At 67.7% G+C, this 15,598-nt stretch carries 15 protein-coding genes; 5 read left to right on the top strand and 10 right to left on the bottom strand.

The window, feature by feature from the left end; translation table 11 throughout:
* Window positions 1-20: 20 nt before the first annotated feature.
* The 6 genes from R8F63_02915 to R8F63_02890 are packed head-to-tail and all read right to left on the bottom strand — an operon-like array spanning window position 21 to window position 6,765.
* Window positions 21-1,937: a hypothetical protein gene (locus R8F63_02915; protein ID MDW3217541.1), complete on the bottom strand. Its 1,917-nt coding sequence runs from the start codon at window positions 1,935-1,937 to the stop codon at window positions 21-23.
* Between the two features lie 55 nt (window positions 1,938-1,992).
* Window positions 1,993-2,817 (bottom strand): transglutaminase family protein, encoded by an 825-nt coding sequence (locus R8F63_02910; protein ID MDW3217540.1) that lies wholly within the window; start codon window positions 2,815-2,817, stop codon window positions 1,993-1,995.
* On the bottom strand, window positions 2,804-3,547 hold the full coding sequence (locus R8F63_02905) for a proteasome-type protease (protein ID MDW3217539.1): 744 nt from the start codon (window positions 3,545-3,547) through the stop codon (window positions 2,804-2,806). The genes R8F63_02910 and R8F63_02905 overlap by 14 nt, the downstream gene beginning before the upstream one ends.
* Window positions 3,548-3,560: 13 nt before the next feature.
* Window positions 3,561-4,385, bottom strand: a complete 825-nt coding sequence (locus tag R8F63_02900; GenBank protein ID MDW3217538.1) for a transglutaminase family protein — start codon at window positions 4,383-4,385, stop codon at window positions 3,561-3,563.
* Window positions 4,386-4,396: 11 nt separating this feature from the next.
* Window positions 4,397-5,338, bottom strand: a complete 942-nt coding sequence (locus R8F63_02895; GenBank protein MDW3217537.1) for an alpha-E domain-containing protein — start codon at window positions 5,336-5,338, stop codon at window positions 4,397-4,399.
* A complete protein-coding gene (locus R8F63_02890) occupies window positions 5,338-6,765 on the bottom strand; it encodes a circularly permuted type 2 ATP-grasp protein (protein MDW3217536.1) in 1,428 nt (475 codons plus the stop codon). The genes R8F63_02895 and R8F63_02890 overlap by 1 nt, the downstream gene beginning before the upstream one ends.
* A gap of 60 nt (window positions 6,766-6,825) precedes the next feature.
* Here R8F63_02890 and R8F63_02885 point away from each other — a divergent pair, with 60 nt between their 5' ends.
* Complete coding sequence (locus R8F63_02885) at window positions 6,826-7,962, top strand: sulfotransferase (GenBank protein MDW3217535.1); 1,137 nt, start codon at window positions 6,826-6,828, stop codon at window positions 7,960-7,962.
* A gap of 9 nt (window positions 7,963-7,971) precedes the next feature.
* Here R8F63_02885 and R8F63_02880 read toward each other — a convergent pair whose 3' ends face one another.
* Complete coding sequence (locus R8F63_02880) at window positions 7,972-8,598, bottom strand: maleylpyruvate isomerase family mycothiol-dependent enzyme (GenBank protein MDW3217534.1); 627 nt, start codon at window positions 8,596-8,598, stop codon at window positions 7,972-7,974.
* Between the two features lie 53 nt (window positions 8,599-8,651).
* Between R8F63_02880 and R8F63_02875 the strand changes: the two genes are divergently transcribed.
* Both R8F63_02875 and R8F63_02870 read left to right on the top strand, forming a co-directional pair.
* On the top strand, window positions 8,652-9,887 hold the full coding sequence (locus R8F63_02875) for an MFS transporter (protein MDW3217533.1): 1,236 nt from the start codon (window positions 8,652-8,654) through the stop codon (window positions 9,885-9,887).
* A 67-nt stretch (window positions 9,888-9,954) separates the two neighbouring features.
* Window positions 9,955-10,323, top strand: a complete 369-nt coding sequence (locus tag R8F63_02870; GenBank protein ID MDW3217532.1) for an ester cyclase — start codon at window positions 9,955-9,957, stop codon at window positions 10,321-10,323.
* A gap of 30 nt (window positions 10,324-10,353) precedes the next feature.
* On the opposite strand, the gene R8F63_02865 is transcribed toward R8F63_02870, so the two are convergent.
* Window positions 10,354-11,832, bottom strand: a complete 1,479-nt coding sequence (locus R8F63_02865; protein ID MDW3217531.1) for a carotenoid oxygenase family protein — start codon at window positions 11,830-11,832, stop codon at window positions 10,354-10,356.
* A gap of 102 nt (window positions 11,833-11,934) precedes the next feature.
* On the opposite strand from R8F63_02865, the gene R8F63_02860 reads away from it, so the two are divergent.
* Entirely contained in the window at window positions 11,935-12,312 is a 378-nt protein-coding gene (locus R8F63_02860) for a nuclear transport factor 2 family protein (GenBank protein MDW3217530.1), read from the top strand.
* A 115-nt stretch (window positions 12,313-12,427) separates the two neighbouring features.
* A complete protein-coding gene (locus R8F63_02855) occupies window positions 12,428-13,495 on the top strand; it encodes a GGDEF domain-containing protein (GenBank protein ID MDW3217529.1) in 1,068 nt (355 codons plus the stop codon).
* A gap of 5 nt (window positions 13,496-13,500) precedes the next feature.
* On the opposite strand, the gene R8F63_02850 is transcribed toward R8F63_02855, so the two are convergent.
* Complete coding sequence (locus tag R8F63_02850) at window positions 13,501-14,265, bottom strand: hypothetical protein (protein MDW3217528.1); 765 nt, start codon at window positions 14,263-14,265, stop codon at window positions 13,501-13,503.
* A complete protein-coding gene (locus R8F63_02845) occupies window positions 14,265-15,551 on the bottom strand; it encodes a hypothetical protein (GenBank protein MDW3217527.1) in 1,287 nt (428 codons plus the stop codon). Before R8F63_02845 ends, R8F63_02850 begins: the two co-directional genes overlap by 1 nt.
* Window positions 15,552-15,598: the final 47 nt, after the last annotated feature.

The raw sequence follows: 15,598 nt of genomic DNA, 5'->3' as shown, positions 1-15,598 counted from the left end.
CTGAGCCACCCTGGTCGATGCTAGTCCGGCGGGGCGGCGTCGTCGGCGCACCGAGCCGAGATCCACTCGGGAACGTCGCTGACCCCACTCTCTTGAAGCTGCGTGCAGAAGATCTGGATCCCGAAGTTCACTGCGATCCACTCCCAGTCGCCGTCCGTTGCCCGTAGAGCGGCGAATCCGCGTTCGGAGTCGTCGAACGCATTCGTGACGCGCATGAGGACCCATCGTCCGTCGCAATCCACGACGTCCTCGATATCCCCCTCAAAGACTCCGTACTTCGCGTCCAGAGCATCGCGGAGTGCGGGCAAACCACAGTCGGCGAACGACCCATCGCGCGCGTCCCCTCCGTCGGAGATGTTCGAACCAGAGATGTAGGTGAACTCGAACGTCCATGGGCCAGCGTTGTCCGTTCGAACGAGGAAGGACGCCGGGCCGAGCACATCGACTCCACAGCTCGTCGACATCAGGACGTAGTCCGCCGGGCCGTGCCAGGCCCCATCGACGTGGGTGTACTCGAAGGGCACACCGTCGCTAGCCCATATCTCAGCGATCGGCTGTTTCGTTTGATCGCAGACAACCTCTGCTTTGTTCGCAAGGGAAACCTCAGGTACGCCTAGATCCTGGGGAGCGGAGATGAGATCGACCGTGAATCCGCCGCTACCCGGGACGAAGTTGGCGAGCGTGTCGTTGAGCAGAGTCACAGACCGAGTAGCGAGCGGGGCTAGCCGGATGACGCTCGCGAGCGCACTGAGGGTACGCGCCGTAGCTCCGAGGGCATCGAGGTCTGCTACTGAGATCGTCTTGCTGGCCAATCCGGCTCGCCCTTCCAGGATCGCCCGCGCTGCGCCACGATTCAACAGTTCGGTGATCGATCTCGCGGCGGTGTCGAGAGCGCAGTTGGAAACGATCTCCGCCCATTCGAGGTCGGTGCCCAGAGGCGTTTCGAAGTCTGCGTCGAAGATGCCGAGGCAAGCGGCAAACAAGGTAACGAGACCAAGCGTGTCGCTGTTGGCGATCGCTTGCGCGGCAATGGAGAGAAGCGCGGTCAGATTGTCTTGGTGCGAGTTGAAGATGAGTCGTTGAGCGACGCCGACTGGGCGTGTGTAGCCCAACGTAAGGGTCCGTCCGGGACCGAGGAGCAAGCGTTGACGGTTGTCGAACCCCAGCACTCCGGCGGTCCACTCACGAACAAAGTCAGGTGATCCTTCAAGCCACAGATACTCGGGACCTTGGGAGGGCAGGTCAATCCACTGAAAAACGTCGCGGTTCGATTTGATCACGACTTCCACACGCTCGTCGCCGGTCTCAGGCTGTGGGTTCGACCAGATACAGGCGTGGTAGGTGCCGTCGGCTGGCGGTCCGGAGTCGTTTGCCCATTCGTACCCAACGCGTGATTCGTCTGTGCAGATCTCCGGCTCATCGGTCCGCCCCGTGAACCAATTCGTAGCCTCGTCGAGTAGATCGCTTCCCCAGTCCAAGGGGCTCCTCCATCCGGGAAAAAACGGCGAGAGTTCCGTAGTTGTGACGGCCCATCGGTCTGCGAGAACCGTCGGGACAAGCGTGTCCCACTCGCCAACCGGATTCCGGTGGAGTACGACAGGGATCCAGCCTTCCGGCGCCAATGCGTCGTTCGGCCTGTCGAATTCCAGCTCGATGGGCCCGACAATCGCCCCAGATCCGACGTGGACCTCAACGCCATCGCCTGACGGCTCGAATGAGGTCGGAAACTCGACTCGCTCACCGCCGACGGGCGTCAGTTCGATCGCCTCTCCTGACCTAAGGGATGCGCTTGGGGCAGAGACGGATACACCATCGATTCGGAACTCGGTGTTGTCACCAAGCGAGACTGTCGCGTTACCGGTTTGGGATGGCTCCGCGCACCCGGACGCCGAGAGCACAGCCACAACCACAGCTAGAGCCAAGCACTTGCCCTCCACCGCTAGGAGCGTAGACGTGCCGGGACCTCGACCACACGAAGCGGCGAGGCTGCGTTCAGTGGAGCGCGAGGATCTCCCGGCCGTCGTCCGTGGGCAGATCCGGCGAAACGACCGCGCTCACCGCGATGCCGGTGAGGTCGACCTGGCCGCCCACCGATGTCATGAACGCGGTCGCCGCGGCGTCGTGGCCGGTGGCGATGCGCACCATCGACTGCCGGGGCGCCAGGCCGGTCGGGTCGACGACGATCCACCGTCCGTCGAGCAGGACCTCGGTGACGGCATGGAAGTCCATCGGGCTCAATCCGGGCGCATAGACGGCGACCACGCGGGCCGGGAGATCGTTGGCGCGCAGCAGGGAGACGGCCAGGTGCGAGAAGTCGCGACACACCCCCTCGCGGGCGAGGAACGTGGCCACCGCGCCGTCGGTCGGGCGGGATGCGCCGGGCACGTAGTGAATGTTGCCGCGCACCCAGTCGGCGACCGCCAGGACCAGTTCGATACCGGCCAGTCCCGCGAACTGTCCGCGGGCGAAGCCGCCGAGCCGGTCCGATTCGCAGTAGCGGCTCGGTTGGATGAAGCGGACCCAGTCGGCGTCGGCGACCGGTTCGGGCCCGGCGGTGCCGTCGATCGTCGCCGTGTAGTCGAGAACGAGGCGGCCAGGCTCGAGACCCGGGAGCACGTCGATGCGCCCACCATGGTCACCGTCGATCGAACGGACGTCGGCCGCGACACCGTCGACGGTCACCTCGAAGCACTCCTCCGATCGGCGGTAACGCAGGGAGGGCGCGATCGCGAGCGCGACGTCGGCCGTGGCGTGCACCTGCGCTTCGATGTGCACCGACACGGTGCGGGCCAGCCCGCTGCCGTCAGCGGTAGGCATCGAAGTCGAAATCGGGAAGCGACTGCACCGCGACGCGGAGCTGCTCGCCCCACCCCTCGGAGATCGAGCGATAGTACTCGTCGTCCTGGGTGATCCGGATCGTCTCGCGGGCCTCGAGCGTGTCCGTTTCGTAGACGGAGACGTCGATCGGGAGGCCGACGGAGAGATTGGCCTTGATCGTGGAATCGAACGAGACGAGGAGGAGCTTGATCGCGTCCTCGAACGTCATCTCGCTGCGGTACGCCCGGAGCAGGATCGGCCGCCCGTACTTCGTCTCACCGATCTGCATGAACGGCGTCTCGGGGCTCGTCTCGATGAAGTTCCCCTCGGGGTAGATGAGGAACAGGCGGGGCGGCATGCCCTTGATCTGCCCGCCGAGGATCAGGGTGGCGTTGAACTTCGCCTCGGCCCGCTGCCCGGTCTGGCTGTGCTGGGCGATCGTGTCGCGCAACAGCCCGCCGACCAGCTCGGCCACTTGGAACATCGTGGGCACCTCGAGGATCGACGGCTGGCGGTCCGCCGGCACCTTGGATCGCTCGTCGAGCAGGCTTACGACGGTCTGGGTCGTGGCCAGGTTGCCGGCCGACAGGAGGGTGATCACCCGGTCGCCGGGCACCGACCACTGGTGCATCTTGGGGAAGACGGAGATGTTGTCGACCCCGGAGTTGGTGCGGGTGTCGGACATGAACACGAGCCCGCGATCGAGCTGGAGTCCCACGCAGTAGGTCATCGTCGTCCGGCCCTCACGGCGATCGTTGCTGCTGTTGTCCTGATTCCCATTCGGCACGCACCTCGAGCTCGACGTGAAGCGCCTCGTCGCCCGAGCCGTACCGCAACCCCTTGATGGGGGCGGCGGCGCGATAGTCGAGCCCCGTCGCGATGCGAACGTATCGGCCGTCGGGCGAGATTCCATTGCTGACGTCGAACCCGACCCAACCCAAGCCGTCGAGCCACACCTCCGCCCAGGCGTGGCTGGCGTCCTGCTGGTCGGACGCGCCGAGCAGCAGGTAGCCGCTCACGTAGCGGGCGGGGTAGCCGAGGTGGCGGGCCGCAGCGATGAAGGCGTGCGCGTGGTCCTGACACACCCCGACCCCGGCGACGAGGGCGTCCTCGGCGGTGGTCGCCACATCGGAGTGTCCGGGGCGGTAGTCGACCCGTTCGCCGACCGCGGCCGAGAGCTCGTGGAGCAGGGTGACCTCGTCGGCGGTCTCGGGCAGCTCCCCGCACAGGTCACGGATCCCGGCACCGATCTCGGTGTGCGGCGTCGAACGCTGGAACAACCAGATCGGTGCGTACCCGATGTGGCTGGAGATCACGCCACCGACGTCCTCGGTCTCGACCTCGCCGCGCGCCGTCACGACCGTCTCGGTCGAACCCGGCGTCAACCGGATGAGCTCGACACGGTTCCCGTATTCGTCGTCGAAGAGCAGCTGGTGCGTCCCACCCTCGATCTCGGTGTCCCACCCGAGCACCGACTGGCTCGGCCCCGAGACCGGTCGCAGCCGCAGCTCCTGGAGGCCGTGGCGCACGGGAGTGGAGTACGTGTACGTCGTGGCGTGGGAGATCACGAGTCGCATGGTCAGGCGGTGAACCGGAAGTCGGTCTCGATCGTCTGACCGAGCTCGTAGGTGGACGCGATGAAGCCCTGGAGGAACTGGTGGAGACCGGCGTCGAAGATCGCATCGATGTCGGCCGCGTCCAGGCCGGCGTGCAACGCCTCGGAACGCTCGTGGGCATCGTGACGCGCCCCGTGGGCGTCCGCGAGGTGGCCGAGGTTGTTGTCGATCTTCTTCGCGCAGAAGATCAACGACCGCGGCATCTGGCCGTCGAGGATGAGGAAGTCGGCGATGCCGCGGGCACTCGCGTCGCCGGCGCTCCGTGACCGGTAGGACCGCTGGGCCGACACGGATCGCAGGATCGTCTCCCACTGCACGTTGTCGAGCGACGAGCCCACGTGGGAGGCGGACGGGAGCAGCACGTAGTACTTGACGTCGAGGATGCGGGCGGTGTTGTCGGCTCGCTCCACGAACGTGCCGATGCGGGCGAAGCTGTACGGCTCGTTGCGCAGCATCGTGCCGTGGAGGCTGCCCCGCACGATGGCGCTCTCCTGGCGGATCAAGCCGAGCACGGTCGGAAGCTCGCGTTGCAGCACGGGTCGGGCGAGGGCCTCACTCACGGTCAGCCAGGTGTTGTTGGTGGCCTCCCACACCTCGCGGGTCAACGCGGTGCGTACCTCCCGGGCATTGGCACGGGCCTGGTCGACGACGGACCGAACGCTCGACGGGTTGTTGCGATCGCGGAGCAGGAAATCGATCACGGTCGTCGGGTCGTAGCGCTCGTGGCGTTCGAGGTATGCGGCGCGTTGACCGGCCGTAGCCACGACCGACTCCCATTCCCGCTCGACATCGCTCGATCGGGTGAGGGCGATCCGCATGCCTGCTTCGATGAGACGGGCGGTGTTCTCGCTGCGCTCGAGTTGACGGAACATCCAGTAGAGGCCGCCGGCGGTGCGTCCGAGCATCAGGTCTCCATCACCCAGGTGTCCTTGGTGCCGCCGCCCTGGCTGGAGTTCACGACCAGCGAGTTGCGCTTCAGCGCGACGCGGGTGAGACCGCCCGGCGTGATCCGGACGCGATCGGGCGCGACGAGCGCGAAGGGGCGGAGGTCGACGTGGCGCGGCGCGAGCCCGGCCCGCGTGAGGATCGGCACGGTGGACAGCGCCAGCGTCGGCTGGGCGATGTACTTGGCCGGATTCGCCTTGAGCTTCTTGGTGAACGACGCGATCTCGCGTTTGCTGGCCGCGGGCCCGACGAGCATCCCGTAGCCACCCGACCCGTGGACCTCCTTGACCACCAGTTCGGCGAGATGGTCCAGGACGTACGCGAGCGAATCGGGCTCGGCGCAGCGCCACGTCGGCACATTGTTCAGCAGCGGCTTCTCGCCCGTGTAGAACTCGATGATGTCGGGCACGTAGGAGTAGATCGCCTTGTCGTCGGCGATGCCGGTGCCGGGCGCGTTCGCGATCGTGATTCCGCCCGAGCGGTAGACGTCCATCACACCGGCGATCCCGAGCTGCGAATCGGACCGGAAGATCAGCGGGTCCAGGAAGTCGTCGTCGACGCGCCGGTAGAGCACGTCGATCGGCTCCGGTCCCCGGGTGGTCCGCATCACGATGCGGCCGTCGTCCACCGAGAGATCGTGACCCTCCACGAGCTCGACGCCCATCTGATCGGCCAGGAAGGCGTGCTCGAAGTAGGCGGAGTTGTGGATGCCCGGAGTGAGGACCGCGATCGTCGGGCGATGGCCGCTTCCTGCCGGCGCGCAGGCGCCGAGGGACGTCCGCAGGTCCGTCGGGTACTCGCTCACCGGCCGGACCCGGCTCTTCGTGAAGAGCTCCGGGAACATCTGCAGCATCGTCTCGCGGTTCTCGAGCATGTAGGAGACACCGCTCGGCGTCCGGGCGTTGTCCTCGAGGACATAGAACTCGTTCTCGCCGGTGCGGACGATGTCGGTGCCGACGATGTGGGTGTACACCCCGCCCGGCGGTGTCATCCCGATCATCTGGGGGAGGAACGCCTCGTTGTCCGAGATGACCGACGTGGGGATGCGACCGGCCCGCAGGATCTCCTGACGGTGGTAGATGTCGTGGAGGAAGGCGTTGATCGCGCGGACCCGCTGCTCCATGCCCCGCTCGAGGACGGTCCACTCGGCCGCCGCGAGGATCCGGGGGACGATGTCGAACGGGATCAGCCGCTCGTCGGCTTCCGAGCCGCCGTAGACGTTGAAGGTGATGCCCGTCCTCCGGAAGAGCGCCTCCGCATCGGCCGACTTCTTCAACAGGCGACGCGGGTCCTCCTCCGCGAACCAGTCCTGATATTCCACGTACGGTCCACGCACGGCGGTGCCGCTGCCGTGCATCTCATCGAAGTGACCGGGGCGGACTTCCACTGGGGGCAATGTAGCGGACCGGATCTGACGCCACGGAGGCGGCCGGGCGATCATGGCTCGATGCGGGCAGACCAGTTGATCGAGGCGGCGGTCGCGGCCGCCGGTGTGGACGACGTCGCCGACGACGGGTTTCGGCCGGGGCTGGACGCGCTCCTCGAGTCCTTCGCGCGCGAGGCCGAACCGAACGCACTCGGTGAGCCGACACTCGAGGCGCTGGTGACGGGCAACCTCACGACCCGCCTGCAGGTGGACGAGTGGTGGTCACAGCACCCCGAGCTGGCCGACGAGGTCGTGGACGCCCCGATCTTCATCGTCGGCGTGAGCCGCTCCGGCACCACGGCGCTGAGCCACCTGCTGTCGGTGGACCCGGCCGTACGCGCGCCGCGCCAGTGGGAAGCGCAGTCCCCGGTCCCGCCACCCGAGGCCGCGACCTACGAGACGGACGCCCGGTTCCTCGCTGCGATCGAGGCGGACGAGAACTCGGTGCTCGACGCCCTCAATCCGGCGTTCAAGGCGATGCACCACGACCCGCCGGACATGCCGACCGAGTGTGTGACGATCATGGCGGGGAACATGGTGAGCCTCCAGTTCAACGCCATGTTCAACCTTGCGGGCTACGCCGAGTTCATCCTCGCCACGGACCACACGGCGACCTACGAGTACCACCGCCGCGTGCTCCAGCTGCTCCAGAGCCGTCACCCCGGCCGGTGGGTACTGAAGACGCCCCACCACGCCCTGGCCGTCGACGCGATCGCCGAGGTCTACCCGGACGCCTGGTTCGTCTGGACGCATCGCGACCCGGCGACCTGCATCGCCTCCACCGCGAGCATCTCGTACAACCTCGGCTCCACGTTCTCCGATGCCGATCATCGGCACCGCGCCGGGCAGCTGTGGACCCGTGTGCTCGGCGAGATGCTCGATCGACTCGCCGACGCGCGGACCCGCCACGCCGACCGCTTCATCGACGTCGACTACGGCGACCTGGTCCGCGACCCGATCGGCACGGCCCGGTCCATCTACGCCGCGACCGGCCAGTCGCTGGGCGATACGACCGAAGCCCGCATGCAGGCGCACGTGGACGCCCACGTCCAGCACCGCTACGGGCGCCACGAGTACACGTTCGAGGACTTCGGACTCGACCGCGCCGAGCTCGACACGCGCCACGCCGCGTATCGAGCCACCTACGGGCTCGTCTGACCGACCCCGTCAGGATCGCGAGCGCAGCTCGGCGACGCCGTCTCCGGAGAGCTGATCGTGCAGCGCCGTGCGACCGCACGCGGCCATGATGATCGCGGCTGCGCTCCCCCGGACCTCGGGTCCCGTGCCGTAGTGCCAGTCGATGTCGGTCGCGAGCAGGCGCAGGTCCTTCACCCGGGTGCCCCAGCCGAGCGGACGACCGATCGCCACCACACCGTCGGCCATCCAGCGGAGCCGGTCGGGGTCGGAGGGCACCTCCCGGCCGAGCGGAACCAACACGTCGTGGTGATGGACGAAGCAATCGAGGGCGCTCTGGGCGGGCCGGGCGGCGGGCGGCTGCTTGGTGCTCTTCGACGCGATCTCCCACGAAGCCAGGATCTCCGAGATGGGACGATCACCGAGCGATGCCGCGTAGCCGCCCATCCACGTGTCGTAGTCGCCCCGGTTGCGCAGGATGCCGAGCGCAGCCACGCGCAGCGAGATCGTCACCGCGAGATGGGCGTGGGAGGCCACGTCGCGGATGCGCCACCCGTCGCACAGCGAGGGCTGATCCCACTCGTCGTCGCTGAGCGACTGCAGGGTCTCGTGGAACGACTGACGTTCGGCGAGCAGGGCGGCGTCGGGATCGATCGGCATCGGGTCTCCTCGATTACGGGCGGCATCCTCGCACCGCACTACGGTCGACGCCAGTGGCAGCCGACGACACCACCTCGGGCCGATTCGATGCCCTGCGCGAGCCGGATTACAAGTGGCTCTGGTGGGGCGGCGTCTTCGTGTTCCTGGCGAGCCAGGCCCAGCAGGTCGCGCGGGGTTGGCTCGCCTACGAGCTGACCGGCAACAACCGCGGACTCGGCGGCGTCATCTTCGGTTTCGGCGTGTCGAGCCTCATCGCCGTGCCCGTGAGCGGCGTGGTCGCCGACCGGTTCTCCAAGCGCAAGATCCTCGTGCTCTCGCAGAGTGCAATGGCGCTGGCGGCGTTCGGCATCGCCATCGCGATCGCGACCGACACGGTCGCGTACTGGATGCTCATCGCCGCCTCCATCGTGCAGGGCACGGGCATGTCGTTCCTCGGCCCCGCCCGGCTGGCGATGACCGCGGATCTGATCGATCGGAGACTCCTCACGAACGCGATCTTCCTGAGCAACGCCAGCATCCAGGCCACGCGCGTGGTCGGTCCGGTCGTGGCCGGCGTGCTGATCGCCGTCGAGCCGGTCGGCACCGGGGGCGTGTACTTCATCGGCACGGCGCTCGCCACGCTGTCCGTGCTCACCGTCGCTCGGCTGCCGGCCATCGAGCCCCGGCCCCACAGCGGGCGTAGCGGCTTCGGCGACCTCGCCGACGGCGTCGCCTATGTGCGCCGCAACAAACAGCTCCAGCGGCTGCTCGTGATCGGCGTGCTCGTCGTGATGGTCGGATTCCCCCACATCACCCTGTTGCCCGGTCTCGTCGAGGACGACTTCCAGCTCGACGCGTGGGCGTTCGGTGCGCTCACGGCCTCCGCCGCGATCGGCGCGGTCACGGCTTCGCTGGCGCTCGCCAACGTCCACGTCAGGCGGCTCGGGCCGCTCCAGTTCCGCGCCGGCACCCTCTTCGCCCTCGCGCTCGCGATCTTCGCCGCGATCCCGGTCTACTGGCCCGCGGCGGCGGTGATGGTGTTCGTCGGTGCCGCGTCCTCGGCCTTCCAGGCGATGAACAACTCCCAGGTCCTCACGATCGCGGACGTCGAGTACCACGGCCGGGTGCAGTCGCTCATGATGCTGGCGTTCACCGGTTTCGGGTTGGCCGCACTCCCCGTCGGTCTGCTCGCCGACGCCTACGGCATCCGTGAGGTCATGGTGGCCGAGGGCGTGCTCATCGGCCTCGTCGTGCTCGGCGGCGAAGCCTGGCGACGCCGCGACGACGCACCGGAGGTGCCGCTGCTGTGACCGCCGAATCGACCGCCCCCGGTTCCCCGAACCCGTTCGATCTGCCACGATGCGCTGGGAGACACCCATGACCACCGACCACGAAGCCCTCGTCACCCGGCTCTGGAACCAGATCTGGATCGACGGCGAACTCGATCGCCTCGCCGAGGTCGTCCACGACCCCTACATCCGCCACACGCGGGAGGGCACGGAGACGACGACGCCGACGGCCTACGCGCGCCACCTCGAGTCCGCGGTGCGCACGATCCGGGGCACGGAGGTGCAGATCAACGCGATGGTCACGTCCGGCGACATCGTGTTCGCCCGCCTGAACCTCCACGGCGTGAACATGGAGACGGGCAACGCCGTCAAGCTCACCTGGATGGCGCAGTACCGCATCGCGGACGGTCGCATCGCCGAGGCCTGGACGATGCACCAGCCGGGGCTCGACTGGTAGCGCCTGAAGCTGAAGCGGGTGAAGCGGGGGTCAGACCCCAGGTGAAGCGGCGTTCAGGAGGATGTCGTCGTGCCAGTAGCCGTGGAACTGGTGCGGCAGGTGATGGCGTAGCGGCAGGCTGGCGACGGGCTCGCTGATGTCGTCCGCCCGGAAGATCACGAGCGAGCTGACATGGCGGTGGGCGTCGTAGACGACCTCGAGGATGTAGGCGTCCTGCTCGGCGCCGCTGTCCGATGCCGGCGCGACGAGGGGCTCCGACCCGTAGAACCCGGGCTCGAGCGTGTGCAGCTGCACGTTGCCGGCGCGGTCGGCGCGGTGGAAGCCGTTGAAGAAGCTGTCGGCCCCGTTGTCCACCGACGCCGCCGCGAAGGTGTACTCGTTCTCCCGGCAGGCGACGTTCTGGTTGAACGTCGGGAACTCGGAGTTCACGTCGGTCATCTTCTCGAACGACAGCGCGCCGGTGGCCGCATTGATGCGGTAGCGCCGCCACTCCCCGCCCTTGAGCGCCTTCGCGTTGAAGATGTCGCTGAGAGCCTCGTTGGCGTCGAACTGATCCGAGAACATCGCGTCGACGACGACCTCGTCGCCCTCCTCGTAGGCGTTGCCGAAGTGGATGATCGCCCCGGGGTCGGTCTCGATCCGGCGCACTTCCTGCATCGTGTCCAGATCGACGAGCGCGATGGTCATGGGGATGTCGTTGTCGAACCGCACGCCCTCACCGATGGACTGCGCCCCGAACATCACCTTGCCGACCGCGCCCATCGTGATCGAGTTGATGAAGAAGATGGCGTACTTGCCGGACAGTGCGTAGTCGTGGGCGAACGGGAAGTGCTGCACGGGAAGCTGGCCCTTGGCCGCCATCTTCCCGGTCTTGTCGATCCGGAAGATGTTGAAGCAGAGCTTCGGGCCCTTGAGGCCGACGCCCATCGATCCGGTGCCGAAGTTGATCCAGTCCCCGGTGGGGCCGTGGACGTGGCCGTGGGCGGAGAAGACGTTCGACTTCTTGAGCTCGCCGTCGTAGGTGTATTCGCCGACGGTCTCGAGCGTGGCGGCGTCGACCTCGAACGGACGACCGCCCTCGTACAGTGCCAGCAACTTGCCACCGTGGTACACGCTGTTGGTGTTGGCGGGGTTGCCCGGCATGCGGCCGATGTTCTTGCGGAGGCCACCGGGGATCTGGGTGCCGAAACCGCGGTACCGGATCTGTTGGGTGGCGGTCTCCTTCAGGTACTTCGGGGTGCGCACATAGCGGTTCGCGAAGTGGACCTTGCCCTCCGCGATCGAGAAGACACTGAGCATGCCGCAGCCGTCGAACCAGTGGCCGTAGGGCGTGTCGCCGATGCGCTGTCGACCCGGGCCGTTGCGGATGAACGTGCCGTGGAGGTTCGCCGGCACCTCACCGTGGGCGGTGTCGAGCCAGTAGCTGAACTCCTCGTCGAGGTTCGCGAGCGCGCCGTGCATGGTCGGTGCGTCGGTCGTCTGGATCGGAGCGTCGTCGACTGCGGTCATGGAAGTCCCCCGGGTGATGCCAACCGTCGTGGTTAACACTGTTAACCACGACGCTATCGGTCGGTGTGCACCGACCTCAAGCTTCGACGCATCATGGCGGGTATGACAACCAAGCCGGCCGCACAGATCCTCCTCGAGCGCTACTGGGAGGACTGCAGCAACCAGGGCAACGTCGAGCTCGTGCGCGAGCTGTGCGCCGACCCGATCATCCGCCACGACCCGGGCGGGGAGACCGAGCTGAGCCACCAGGACCAGATCGATCGGCTGAAGCTCGGCAAGGAGATGGGCATCCGCATCGACCGTGTGATCACCCACGCCAACGACGAGTGGGTCACGTCGGTGTGGAACATGGAGTCCGAGAAGGGCGTCGACGGCATGACCATGTGCGGCATCGAGGTGTTCAAGGTCGAGGACGGTGTGCTCGCCCACTGTTGGAACACCCCCTACGCCGAGGGTCACTGGTCGCCCCACCCCGGCTGACGACCCAGTCGGTCCAGGCGGAGTGTCGCCCGCTCCTGAGCCGAACGACGCTGAAAACCGGGCCGGATGGCTCATTCCGCTGATACGGGTCCCGCATGTGACCGTAGCCACACACATGAACGCCGCCGCGACGACCCGTCTGGACCGCTTCGTCCACTTCGGGCGCACCCCCGAGAGCATCGCCGGCGTCGAGGACTCCGGACGCGTGCCCCGCGCCATCTTCACGGCGCTGCTCATGTGGGCCGGCGGCATCATTCCGTTCATCTCCGTGCTCCAGCACGACGGCAACGCCACCGCGGCGTCGCTCGGGCTCTACCTCTCGCTCGGTCCGTTCCTCGTGGTGGGCTACGTGGTGACCCGGCTCACGGGCAAGATCCTCGGCATCCTCCCGCTCGCCGCGATCCTGTGGGTCACCCTGCTCGGCACGGTCAGCGACTTCTACATGGAGAGCGCCCCGATCATCGCCCTCGTGCTCACCGCGACGTTCGTGGCCTGGATGGGCACCTCCGTGTCGCCCCAGTACCTCGCCGCGACCATCGGCGGCGTGCTCGTCAGCGGCGTTCTCTCCGCCGACGAGTACCTCATCGACCGCCTCATCGTCGTCGGCCTCGGCGCCGCGTTCGTGGTCTTCGTCGTGGGCAAGCGCAGCGACGAGATCCACCAGGCCACCAGCGACCGCGAAGTACTGCTCGCCCGCCTCGCCCACGAGTCCCGCCACGACAACCTCACCGGTCTCGGCAACCGGGCGCTTCTCGTCGACGAGCTGAGCCACGTGCTCGCCGACCAACGGCCCGGCGTGGTCGGTCTCGCCCTCATCGACCTCGACCTGTTCAAGCAGATCAACGACGACCACGGGCACCTGACCGGTGACGAGGTGCTCGTCGAGATCGGCCGTCGCCTCCAGGCCTACGCCCTTGACCGGGGCACGGCGGTGCGCATCGGCGGGGACGAGTTCGCCCTGCTCATCGATTCGCCGACCGCCCCGGCGGCCGAGATGACCCGGGAGCTCGAGGCCGCCCTGCGGTGGAGTTGGGTGCGCGAGGGCGCGTCCATCGAGATCGGCGCCAGCGTCGGCGTGAGCATCCGCGATCGCCGCTCGGCCTCGCTCGAAGGCCTGTTCTCGGCCGCCGACCGGGCGATGTACGAGCGCAAGGCCCAGCGCCGCCTCGACGAAACCGTCTGACCGGCTCAGTCCGGCAGCGTGTAGCTGTCGCGGTCCTCGACGCGGGGCTGGCGGCCGGTCCGCAGCGGCGACAACGCCGCGTCGACGAGCAGGATGCGCTGCCAGTCCGATGCGATCGTGGACGCTCGCGTGCGCCAGGTCTTCAGCCCGGCGTGGGAGGCCTGGGCCTGTTCGAGCGCGCCCCACTGTTCCCATTCAGGGATCGCCCAGAGCAGCACGGCCTCGCTGTCGTTGCGCATCGAGGTGACCCAGGCGCCGATCAGCTCCCAGCCGAACTCCCCGTGGACCGGCGTGGCCTCCTGGCGCACGAGCTCGAGATAGTCCCAGGCTCGGCCCGGCTCGACCGACACGAGCTCGTGGGCGTACGTCTCCGATCCGGTGACGCCGAGCTCGCACAAGCCGGCGATCGTGTGCGTCCACGGCGCGGGGACGAGGACACGGTCGAACCCGCCCTCGCGGAACTGGGCGGCCCGGGCCCACCACTCCGCGAGGTCCGGATCCTGGAGCGACGGGTGGCTCAGTTCGTGACGGAACGACGTCGCCAACCCCGCGAACCCCTGCTCCTCCCAGATGTTGACCACCTCGGGCCAGCGCCCGGTCGTGCCGACCGTGCCCCACACGCCGAAGCACTGCTGGTCCCGCACCTCCTGACCGATCGGCGACCAGTTCGCCGTCATGTGGTGCATGTAGTTGGCCCGGTTGTGCTTGATGATCTCGATGAACTCGTGGATGTAGACCTTGTCGTTCGGCACCGTCGGTTCGGGCAGCATCAGTCGGTTCCTCCGGTGTCGTTCTCCATCGCCGCGAAGCGGTCGACGAGCGCGTCGAGGGCGTCCGCGCAGGTCGTCGCGCCGCCGGGTGGATCCGGCAGACGCACGGCGCCGTGCTCGCGACTCGGCAGCAGGATCGTCGCGTGGCCGGGGCAGGTGATCTCGCCCCGCTGGTTCTCGCCCCGGATCTCGACGTCCACCGCCGGCCGGTCGCCCTCGGCGAGGTATTTCCGGGTGACCTCGCCGGTCATCCAGTGGGTGTCACCGACATAGTTGAACCGGCGGAACTCGACGTCGAGCTTCCAGAGCCAGGCGTCGTCGCCCATCCAGTCGGTGCAGAGATGAACGAGCCAGGTCTCGCGCATGCGGCCGTAGTCGTAGATCGCGGGATTGCCGGCCCGCTTCGCCCACTCGGGATCCCAGTGGACTCGCTGGTGCACGTCGGGGATGTTCAGATCGTCGGGCCGGAAGAAGCCGGGCACCCGTTGGCGCTGCTGGTGGGCGAGCCGCAACGCCTTCACGCCGTAGAGGCCCATGCCCATGCCGGTGTGCCAGACCACCATGTCCGTCACCCGCAGCGGTCCCTTCACGAGCGACCCGATGTCGTCGCCCTCTTCCACGTCCTCCCAGAAGCGGGGCTCGGCGCCGCGGCGGCGACTCGGCTCGGTCGCGTAGGCCGCGTCGATGGCCGCCAACTGCTCGTCGGTGTAGGGCTCGATCTCGATGTCGCCGTACTTCGCCGAGTCGCCCTTCGCCTCGACCTTCGCTCGATCGGTGCGGATCATGAGGCGGTACTGGGCCGAGAGCACATGGTCGGCGGCGGCGAAGACCTCACCGGTCCACTCGTGGACGGTGCGGTCGGCGAACTCGCTGGACTTGTCGTGCACCCCGACGAGGGCGTTGCGCCGGGTCACCCGCATGCCGGGTCGCAGCGGCGCCCACCACTCGCGGTGCGAACCCGCGTAGTAGGCGTGGGCGCCCTTGAGCGGATCCCCCTTGAGCAGCGCCTTGGTTTCCGGGTCGAGCGCCGTGACCTCGTTCTCGCCGATGAGGGTGTCGCCGCCATTGAGATTCGGCGAGGCGATCGGGCCGCCCCACACCGTGGACGGGCCGTAGGTCGGGTCGCACCACAGCGGGTTGTCGTCGCCACAGGCCTCGGAGACGTGACGGAACGCGTCGGTGCCCGGGTCGCGATACCAGGGCGGCTGCGGATGGGGCTGGGTGATCCCGATCCGGGCGCGCAGCCGGGCGAGACTCTCCTCGGTGATCGCTGCGTCGTTGCTCATGCCGGTCTTCGCCCCTGTTCCGACGCCCATGTAAACATGCCGACGTG

The sequence above is a fragment of the Acidimicrobiales bacterium genome (assembly GCA_033344915.1).
Classification (GTDB): Bacteria; Actinomycetota; Acidimicrobiia; order Acidimicrobiales; family Aldehydirespiratoraceae; genus JAJRXC01.
This window is presented reverse-complemented; position numbering and strand designations above follow the sequence as displayed.